Genomic DNA, 8,269 nt, shown 5'->3' with positions numbered 1-8,269 from the left:
GCCTATGCCGAAAGGTCTCCCGTCGTCCTTCTCACCGGTTCGCCCGGCCTCTCCGAGCGTATCCGCATGCCATACCTGCACCATATGGTGCGAGACTTTTCCACACAACGCGAGGTCTTCGAAAGTATGACCGTCGCCTCCGTTTCGCTCGAGGATCCCACCACCGCTGAACGGGAGATGGACCATGCATTTGCCTCCCTCCTTCGTTATCGCCGCCCCATCTATATCGAGATTCCTCGGGACCTCGTCCATACGCCTCTCGGCCACTCGCTGCGTCCGCTCTGTCTGAAAGACGAACCCAGCGACCCAGCTGCACTCGAGGAAGCCATCGAAGAAGTGAAATCCATGCTGCAGTCGGCGAAGCGACCGGCCATTCTTGCTGGAGCTGAAATCGGACGGTTTGGCCTACAGGAAATCCTCACGCGCCTCGTCGAACAGCTCAACGTGCCCATCGCTTCCACACTGCTTGGGAAATCTGTCATTCGTGAGGACCATCCGTTATACGTCGGCGTGTACGGGGGATTGATCGCCCGAGACGAAGTGCAGGAGTTTATTAATGATTCGGATTGCCTGCTGATTCTCGGCTCGATCCTTTCTGACTTGGAAGACTTGGATGCCAAATCGCCACTGCTTTCGGAAGGACGAACCATTCACGCCACAGCTGATCACGTCACCATCCGCCACCATCGATACGACACCATCCGGTTCCAAGATTTTGTCCAGGCGCTTGGAACCCACGATCTCCGTGCCCACTCTTCACGCCAGCTACCGGCTCCCCTTTCTGTCGAAGAATCGACGAGCATAGAAGACGATCGCATTACATTGCGCGGTCTGTTTCGCCATCTGGACCTGAAATTGGACAAGACGACGCTCGTCATCGCCGATGTTGGTGAATCCCTGTTCGCCGCAGCCGATTTGCACGTCCACCGGCGTTTCGAGTTTCTTTCTCCCGCCTACTACACATCCATGGGATTTGCCGTTCCGGCAGCAATCGGAGCGTGGTTTGCCGATCCTTCGCTCAGGCCTATCGTCCTCGTCGGGGATGGCGCTTTTCAGATGACTGGCTCGGAACTATCCACAGCTGTCCGATACGGACAAAATCCTATCGTCATTGTCTTAAATAATAAGGGATACTCGACTGAGCGGGAAATTCTCGAAGGGCCTTTCAACGATATCCACAACTGGCAGTATGAAAGGATCTGCGAACTCATTGGAGGCGGGATCGGAAATGTTATTCAGACACAGGCCGAATTTGAAGAAACGTTGGCCCAGGCTTTAGCCGATCCTGATCATTTATACGTGCTCAATGTCCTTATTGACCCCACAGACAGATCCCCCGGTATGGTTCGTCTCGCCCGTCGGCTCGCAAAACGACTTTCAACCGACCGACCATAAATTTATATGTCAACCTTGAGCAAAACAGGCTGATAGGAAAGCCCCTCGAACCAGAAGCACTGAAGGCTTCTTGCTACGCTTTTGGTGGCGTTCCTTTAGACGCAAATACTGTTGCATCGCAGGCGAGATACTTGATCTGCTTTATTGGAATGATGATTACTTCCTTTGGAGAATCTACTTCCAACACTTCCATATCGTCGCTGATTGTATGCCTGATCGCGTCCTTGACCAACAATTCTTGATTATCCGTGAACACAACTTTGACCCAGTACTGCACGGTAAACCTCTCTTGTTAAGTTGATACCTCCAAATCTCTCGATCGAATGGCAGCCGACTCCCTTGCAATCCCCATCTTCACACCGCCCATCTGGCAAGAGCTCGTTCATAACGAAGACATAGGCAGTTCTGCGATAATCGCTTCAGCCATGCTTCCGTACCGGTACTGGCAAACTCGCAGCGGGTAACATTCGGCGATTATACCGACCGCATTCTGAACCTGGCAACTTGCAAGCACGCTTCGCTCTTGGGTACAGTAAATGATCTATGTTACTGCTTCGTGTAGTCATTATCATCCTCCTCTGCAGCTTCAACATAGCCTCCAACGGGTGGGCCAGACGTGAAGCTCTTACCGACAAACAAAAGCAACAGCTCCGACAAATCGATCGGATTCAGCTTGAAGTTTTGGCATTGACGGATCGTGGCGAAACGGATGCCACCCCGTTTCGGAATCTGATTGCTAAACGTTTCACCGAAATCGGCTACACAGTTGTTCCGGAAGAGAACCAGGCATATGATGTCGTGTTCAAAATGAAATGCGAGCAGCGTAAGACCTGGGGAGGGACGATGGCCTCCGGAGGCGACGCAGACCTTCCGGACTCACCGATGCGAACATGGAAAGGGCCGGCTTGCCAGTTGACCTACCTCTTGGACGGAAAGAGCACACAGTGGAAAAAGGAAATCCGAACAACCTTTCCCGATGCCATCGCCGCAGCAGAAGAAGCCAAGGTTGCAGACCCGGGTCAGTTCGCACTAAAGCACTTAAAGCAACGACTTGAAGAATACGATTTCCCCATCTTGGTCACAGCCGACTGGGGACAGGACGCACGCTTGCTCAAGATCATGAAGAGTGAGAATACGTCCTCTGCAAGAAAGATTCGTATCATCCAATCATTGGGTGAGATGTTTTCCGCACAAGCCGTCCCGCAGCTCCAAGCCGCACTGAAAGACAGCGATCCAGCTGTGTCGAAGGCTGCCGCCATTGCCTTGGGTAACATCGGACACCGCGAGAGTATTGCCTCCCTTGTCGATATGCTGAAACGCAGCCCAGCCGATCAGAAGATCGTGGCAGCCAAAGCGCTTGGAAAGGTTGGGGCATTGCATGGTGACACCTCAATCATCCTCCCATTACTCGATGCGTTGAAGACGGATGATTTGGCCGTGAAGATCGAAGTGGTGTGGGCTTTGGGACAATTGCCGGATCGGCGAGCCTACGAACCGCTTGTATCACTTCAGCGCTCGCTGCGAAACACCCGTACCGGCGACCGGAACACACCAGAGGGGAAGCTGTGGGAGGCGGTCAACTATAGCATCAAACAACTCGATGGCTTCGATCAGATCAACTGATCCCCTATGCGCTCTTCCATTGCCAGAGCAACATTGAATTACCTGACCTGCGTCTGTTTCTGTCTGGTGACCCTCAGTCTACTTGTGGAAGTCAGCCTCGCCCAATTGACAGGTGATGCAGCCGAAATGGATCGGTTATGGATAAAAGCCGAAGAGGCGATGGGGAACGATGACCCTGATGGCGCGGCAATGAACATGGGACGGGCTGCTCTTATGGCGAAACGGTTAGGGCTTTTGCACAAAGAGGAGCCCGCTGTCTTACGACTCTACCAGGGCGCTGAAGCGCTGTTTCGGTCGCAGGAACATGGTTATCGAGCGATCGCTTTATTCCGACGTGCGGGCGGTCAGCTACCTGCCTCGTCAGGTGTTTGCGGAAGCTTAACCTTAGCTAAAAGTAGCCTCCATCGGGCTCAGTCAGACCTCTCTTCTGAAACCCCGCCACCGGATTCCCTGATAGACCATGCAAAACAATGGCGGGAAGCCGCCAGCAACTGGTCAACTGTCATCGCCTCCATAATTGGCGAATATGAGTGCCCCTAGCGCGATGGACCCCGAAAACGGTTTGCCCTTGCTCGCGCCAGCAAGCACCTCATGATCAATCCTCTTCAGGATTAATGATATGAAGCCCAGCAGCCTTACTCGCAACCAGCAACGGAACATCCGCGCTCACGATTGTTAATCGAAGCGGCTTCATTTCTAGCGCGAGAGCCAGGTGCATGACCTGAAGCGTTCGGAGAGCAGGATATTCCATCGCCAACTCCTTTGTCGCAAGATAGGTCTGCATCGTCGGCGAAATAAATTGAAACAATCCTTGTGCGGACTCTTTCTCGAATTTATGGATGACGGAATAGCAATCATCCCTGGTCACCTCACCCTGCTGAGCCCGATTACAGAACGACGAATATAACTCCGTCACGGTCCACGTCGGGATGATCGCCACCTTGCCGCGCTTAACCATCAACTTATTGACGATACGCGTGCCGCGCTCCATGCTGTAACGTTTCACGAGAGCGGTCGAATCAAAATAGTAGTAGGGCATGGATCAGACCCTCCCTTTCAAGATGACCGCAGCCAGGGGACCCGACATTTTTGACAGTCGATCTTGCAACTCGTCCAACGGCACTTCCTCGTAGCCTTCTTTTCGAAGTTTGTCGGCCAGATTTCCCTTATTGAAAGCTGCCGTATCGTTCTTCAGCCGTTCGTTGAGGCGGCGTTTTGCAAGCCGGCTTGGAACCCGTTGCTGTGTTGCAGTGAGACCCCGACCACGGCTTCGAGGTGCTCTTCCCACAGATTTCATTCTGCTCATGTCTCTTCTCTCCCCTCCATTGTTAGTGAGTTGCGTTTGCTGGCCTAAATCCCAATCCTTCCCTCGGACATCCAGCGGGACGAACGGCTTCAGCCGGGAGTTCTGCCTCCCCATAGATATGTGCTGCAATTGCCTTCGCGACTTCAGATGACATATCGCGCTGCATAATTCTTATCACTTTGGCCACAGCTTCGCGATCAGACAAATGGCCTTCTTTTCCGCCTCTCGAAATAGCTCCCAAAACCCGCTGACTCACCCGCTCCACCACTTCAAAATCGCTGCACCAACGGACATATCTGAAGTGCGGATCCCGAACCTCGATCGGCCATATCCGTACTAGTCCACGCACCAATAACTCGGGAAGCTGGCGTGATTCCACTCCCGCGTTCTGAGCGTCTCCGGTCGGAGGCAGAAGAATATGAAATCCTTCCTTGATCAAGCCTTCCGTCAACGCCTGTCTAACCGGTTCGCTGTGGTCGCCAGAAACCACAATGGCAAGAGTCAGATTTTCCGCCATGAATTCATCAAGCTGATGAGTCAATTCATGCACCTGGTAAGGAGCAGTTGATCCCTGTCCACTGGCCCTAATCACTCTGAGATCGGCATTGTAAGCTTCGCGTAAAATCAAATTACGTGTCGCGCGCCTTAGTCCCCTTACCTTTGCAAGCGCGTCTGTCGTCTGATGCACGTCACGTACATCGTCCTCAATGGATCGATCCAGTTCCGCTATTCTTTCCAACAGAGTCGTTTCAGCCTGAAGCCTATGCATGCCGGCCAGTGCATAAAACGTAGCCGTCTTGGAGTCATACCACCGATCGACAATCGATACATCTTCCAGAACCTTATCGGTCGAAACCTGCGTCACTTGATCCAATGTCAGTCGCCTCTCATCCCGGCTGTATCCATTCCGTTCGACGAGCAGGTACGTCTCCCAATCTTTGGACTGTGCCGAAATCTGCGCAGTAAAGATGCGCGCTAATGCCGCATAGGCTTGATTGTCTGCCTCGGGACGGGTCTGTCCCTGCCCGACTCCAGTCAGGTATTGCGCCGACGGATAGTCTGAACTCATCCCGTCGACCCAAGAAGGCTTTTGCTGTCCGCCGAACCAGGAACAGCCGCAAAGAAGAATGAGCCCCGTAGGCACGCCTATTCTGCTCGTGACAATGTGAAGAAGCTCCTTCACCGAAGAACTCTCCGAATCACGATGGCCGTTTCCCCCACCTTCAAGTCCAACGTATGCCCCGACGCAACACCATCGTTTGTTCCTGACTCTCCACTCAGATGAGTTCCTTGAAGACGGTACTGTCCTGGAGGCACCCAGGCTCGGGCAAGATGTATTTCATCCGGTAGAGTCCGCCAGCTTCGCTTGTCAGACTCCTCTGATGCCACCGCTAATCCTTTTGTGAACAGTCCGACTAAAAGCCCAACCCAGGGCGCAGCATCCCTGCCGGCCGCCTGCTGGGCTCCCCTCGTCGCCCCCTCAGCCAGACTGAATTTTACCGCCGCGCGTGCCAACGCTTTGACAGTGATTCCCGCCATACGTTCTGAGAGCGCCTTCTCCGCCATGGCCGAAACATTCTGCGTCAATTCGGTCTGAACAATGACAGGATTCCTTCCTTCCTGAACCAGCGTAATGTGGTCCACCGGCACTTGTGTTTTTTGCGGCACTAGTCTAGGCAACGCTACCCGGACCACCCTTCCGTTGAGTCCATAAAGGACACTGTCGACCGTTCGACGGGATGGGTTGCTCCGATTCGACTGCAAGATTCCGCGATTGAGTAAGACCAACTGGAGTGCATCCAAACTGATCGGGAGGTCAAAAAATTGATCCTCCTTGTGCGGCGCGCGCCCATTATAACTGATTACGACCACTTGGGCGAGTTGGCGCTGTTCCACCGTGGTCTCCCAGGGGGTCCCCGGAAAAACTCGCTGATACTCCGCCAGTTCCTGATTAAGGTTCAGTGCTTCCGCCGTCCGTCGCAAATCCGCTCGCAACTGTGCAGGCACCACCATACGTGACCACGAACGTGTCGACTCATAGGTCTCATAAGCCTTCCGATAGGCAATAAATGCATTGTTGATGTCTCCGGCGCTCTCATACAAGACGCCGCTCAGATACCGCGCAAACCCGTCATCACGATAGGCTTGCCTGTCATTTCTCCTGTCTGAGAGCACGTTCAAACGATGGTCGATTCGCCTGACCTCCACCAATGCATCCTGCCATTGGTTCAACATGGCATAGTTCAAAGCCTTCACGACATTCACCATGACCTGTTCATACGGATCTCCTTCGTACGGCAAGGCATTGTCGTTCGTCATGAACGCTGCTGTTTCAGATCGAATAGACCTGGTGTAGAGTCGCTCAATTTCTTCGTCCGCCCGCTCCAACACAGCATTGCTCTGCTGATAATCGCTGGCAAGATGAAGCGTCATCCCACGATCCATCCCGTAAAGGACGAGGTTCTTTTTGCCGTAATCCTTTTCGGCCTCCCGAATGACGGCATCCGCCTGTTTGAATTGGTCCGCACGGAGATGGTTCTCGACTAAGAGATAGCGGTCGATTGAGGGGCCGCAGCCCCACAAGAACATGAACAGGACCGTGACAAGGAACGGATGGATGGATAGACAAACGCCCCACCGTGCCGAAGCATGACCGGTGGGGCGTGAGACGAGAGGGCTCAACGGAGTATATGACGCCTAAAAGACTGTCCGTTTCTTTTCGATGACTTTCTTGATCTTTTTTTGACCGAACCACACCTTGGCATTGCTCTCCAAATCTATCATTTGCAAGTCAACTTGATAGAACATGGCCTTGGTTCCGTCGACCTCATCAAGGATTGTCGCGATCGTTCCCTTCATCATATAGTCGGCTCCGATTTCTTTTCCGGGAGCCTTCTGAGTGTCTTCCCTGGCATAAATTGCCTGTTCCTTACGCTCTGTCCGAACCTCTTCGCGTTCAGCCTTACCCGCCACAAATGTCACCCTCTGCGAATTGGTGAGTTCCCGCTCCAAATCCGTCACAAACGTCCCGACGTTGATATGCTCATGGCTGTTGTTGAGAATCGTTCCCACCACCACGACCGGTTGCCGGTGCTTATCTTTGCTGAAATTGGTCAACCAGGGGTATTCCAGAGCATCCTTGACCATCGCCTCGGCAACCATGCGCGAATCGGTATCATTCCAACGTCCGCTCAAATCCGTGACGACGCCGGCATCCACGCGTGTCACTTTCGTTTCATGACCGCACCCGACCACTCCTGCCATCAGGAGGAGGACACTCACAACGGCCTTCGCCACTCGTGATCGTTCGTTCACATCGATACCTTCCATACTCGACTCCTTAAACCTAGAGACACATCACCGATTGGCGCGCTTTTCCTCTTCTTTCTCCAACCGCTCAAAAAGCTTATCAGCGTTTTTCCTGACGAAATCCCGAACCTGGGAGTTGAGTTCCTTCGCCTGTTCGAGATTGTTTTTCATGTCCTCCAGATTGAGTTTAGCGAGGACATAGTACGTTCCCGTCTTCTCGTCCTTGTACCGTTCGACGGGACGGACACCACTAAGCGTTGTCGTCGTAATGGTCTTAATAGCCCGCTCAACGTTTTGTTCTTCCGTATTTCGCGTGAAGTCCCCGGCAGTTGTCGAGGCTGAATAATCTCTCATCAGGTATCCGGTATAGGTCTCAAACGTCTTGGCAATTTCGGCTCTAGCACGGTTTTCCGCCGTATCCCATGCCAAAGGTTCGTTCCTGATCCCGGTAACAGAGCCAACACCGTAGAAGGCTTTATTGTCCTTGTCGTTGAACGCTCCAGATCCTTGCTGCACCCACTTCGGAGGACCGCCACAAGCTGCGAGTCCTACCAACAACGCCAAGGCCAGCCCGCCCAATGCGACATTCGGAACATATTCTCGTCCTTGCCGCTGATGCATGGGACTTCCTCCTTG

General features: G+C 53.2%; 9 protein-coding genes. 3 read left to right on the top strand and 6 right to left on the bottom strand.

Annotation, left to right across the window (positions count from 1 at the left end):
* The 3 genes from ACWVCN_RS09540 to ACWVCN_RS09530 form a co-directional block, all read left to right on the top strand.
* Positions 1-1,395, top strand: a 1,395-nt coding sequence (locus tag ACWVCN_RS09540) for an alpha-keto acid decarboxylase family protein (RefSeq protein ID WP_455245371.1), incomplete at its 5' end; no start/stop codon positions are given.
* A 543-nt stretch (positions 1,396-1,938) separates the two neighbouring features.
* A complete protein-coding gene (locus ACWVCN_RS09535) occupies positions 1,939-3,018 on the top strand; it encodes a HEAT repeat domain-containing protein (RefSeq protein ID WP_455245369.1) in 1,080 nt (359 codons plus the stop codon).
* A gap of 6 nt (positions 3,019-3,024) precedes the next feature.
* Positions 3,025-3,558: a hypothetical protein gene (locus ACWVCN_RS09530; protein WP_455245367.1), complete on the top strand. Its 534-nt coding sequence runs from the start codon at positions 3,025-3,027 to the stop codon at positions 3,556-3,558.
* Positions 3,559-3,613: 55 nt separating this feature from the next.
* Here ACWVCN_RS09530 and ACWVCN_RS09525 read toward each other — a convergent pair whose 3' ends face one another.
* From ACWVCN_RS09525 to ACWVCN_RS09500, 6 genes are all read right to left on the bottom strand, one after another.
* A complete protein-coding gene (locus ACWVCN_RS09525) occupies positions 3,614-4,057 on the bottom strand; it encodes a type II toxin-antitoxin system VapC family toxin (RefSeq protein WP_455245365.1) in 444 nt (147 codons plus the stop codon).
* 3 nt (positions 4,058-4,060) lie between these two features.
* On the bottom strand, positions 4,061-4,324 hold the full coding sequence (locus ACWVCN_RS09520; RefSeq protein ID WP_455245363.1) for a hypothetical protein: 264 nt from the start codon (positions 4,322-4,324) through the stop codon (positions 4,061-4,063).
* A gap of 22 nt (positions 4,325-4,346) precedes the next feature.
* Positions 4,347-5,468, bottom strand: a complete 1,122-nt coding sequence (locus ACWVCN_RS09515) for an LPP20 family lipoprotein (RefSeq protein WP_455245362.1) — start codon at positions 5,466-5,468, stop codon at positions 4,347-4,349.
* Between the two features lie 35 nt (positions 5,469-5,503).
* Positions 5,504-6,913 carry a COG3014 family protein gene (locus ACWVCN_RS09510; protein WP_455245360.1) on the bottom strand — a complete coding sequence of 470 codons (1,410 nt, stop codon included), beginning with the start codon at positions 6,911-6,913 and terminating at the stop codon, positions 5,504-5,506.
* 108 nt (positions 6,914-7,021) lie between these two features.
* On the bottom strand, positions 7,022-7,654 hold the full coding sequence (locus tag ACWVCN_RS09505; protein ID WP_455245358.1) for a penicillin-binding protein activator LpoB: 633 nt from the start codon (positions 7,652-7,654) through the stop codon (positions 7,022-7,024).
* A 27-nt stretch (positions 7,655-7,681) separates the two neighbouring features.
* On the bottom strand, positions 7,682-8,269 hold a 588-nt coding region (locus tag ACWVCN_RS09500), incomplete at its 5' end, for an LPP20 family lipoprotein (RefSeq protein ID WP_455245357.1).

The sequence above is a fragment of the Petrachloros mirabilis genome, from assembly GCF_975968855.1.
Note: the sequence above shows the minus strand (reverse complement) of the source record. Positions and strands in the feature narration are given on the sequence as shown.

What these genes read in the sequence shown, in the direction of transcription:
- ACWVCN_RS09505 (WP_455245358.1), bottom strand. Translation starts at nt 7,654, where the DNA reads ATGGAAGGTATCGATGTGAACGAACGATCACGAGTGGCGAAGGCCGTT.
- ACWVCN_RS09510 (WP_455245360.1), bottom strand. Translation starts at nt 6,913, where the DNA reads ATGTTCTTGTGGGGCTGCGGCCCCTCAATCGACCGCTATCTCTTAGTC.
- ACWVCN_RS09520 (WP_455245363.1), bottom strand. Translation starts at nt 4,324, where the DNA reads ATGAGCAGAATGAAATCTGTGGGAAGAGCACCTCGAAGCCGTGGTCGG.
- ACWVCN_RS09535 (WP_455245369.1), top strand. Translation starts at nt 1,939, where the DNA reads ATGTTACTGCTTCGTGTAGTCATTATCATCCTCCTCTGCAGCTTCAAC.
- ACWVCN_RS09525 (WP_455245365.1), bottom strand. Translation starts at nt 4,057, where the DNA reads ATGCCCTACTACTATTTTGATTCGACCGCTCTCGTGAAACGTTACAGC.
- ACWVCN_RS09530 (WP_455245367.1), top strand. Translation starts at nt 3,025, where the DNA reads ATGCGCTCTTCCATTGCCAGAGCAACATTGAATTACCTGACCTGCGTC.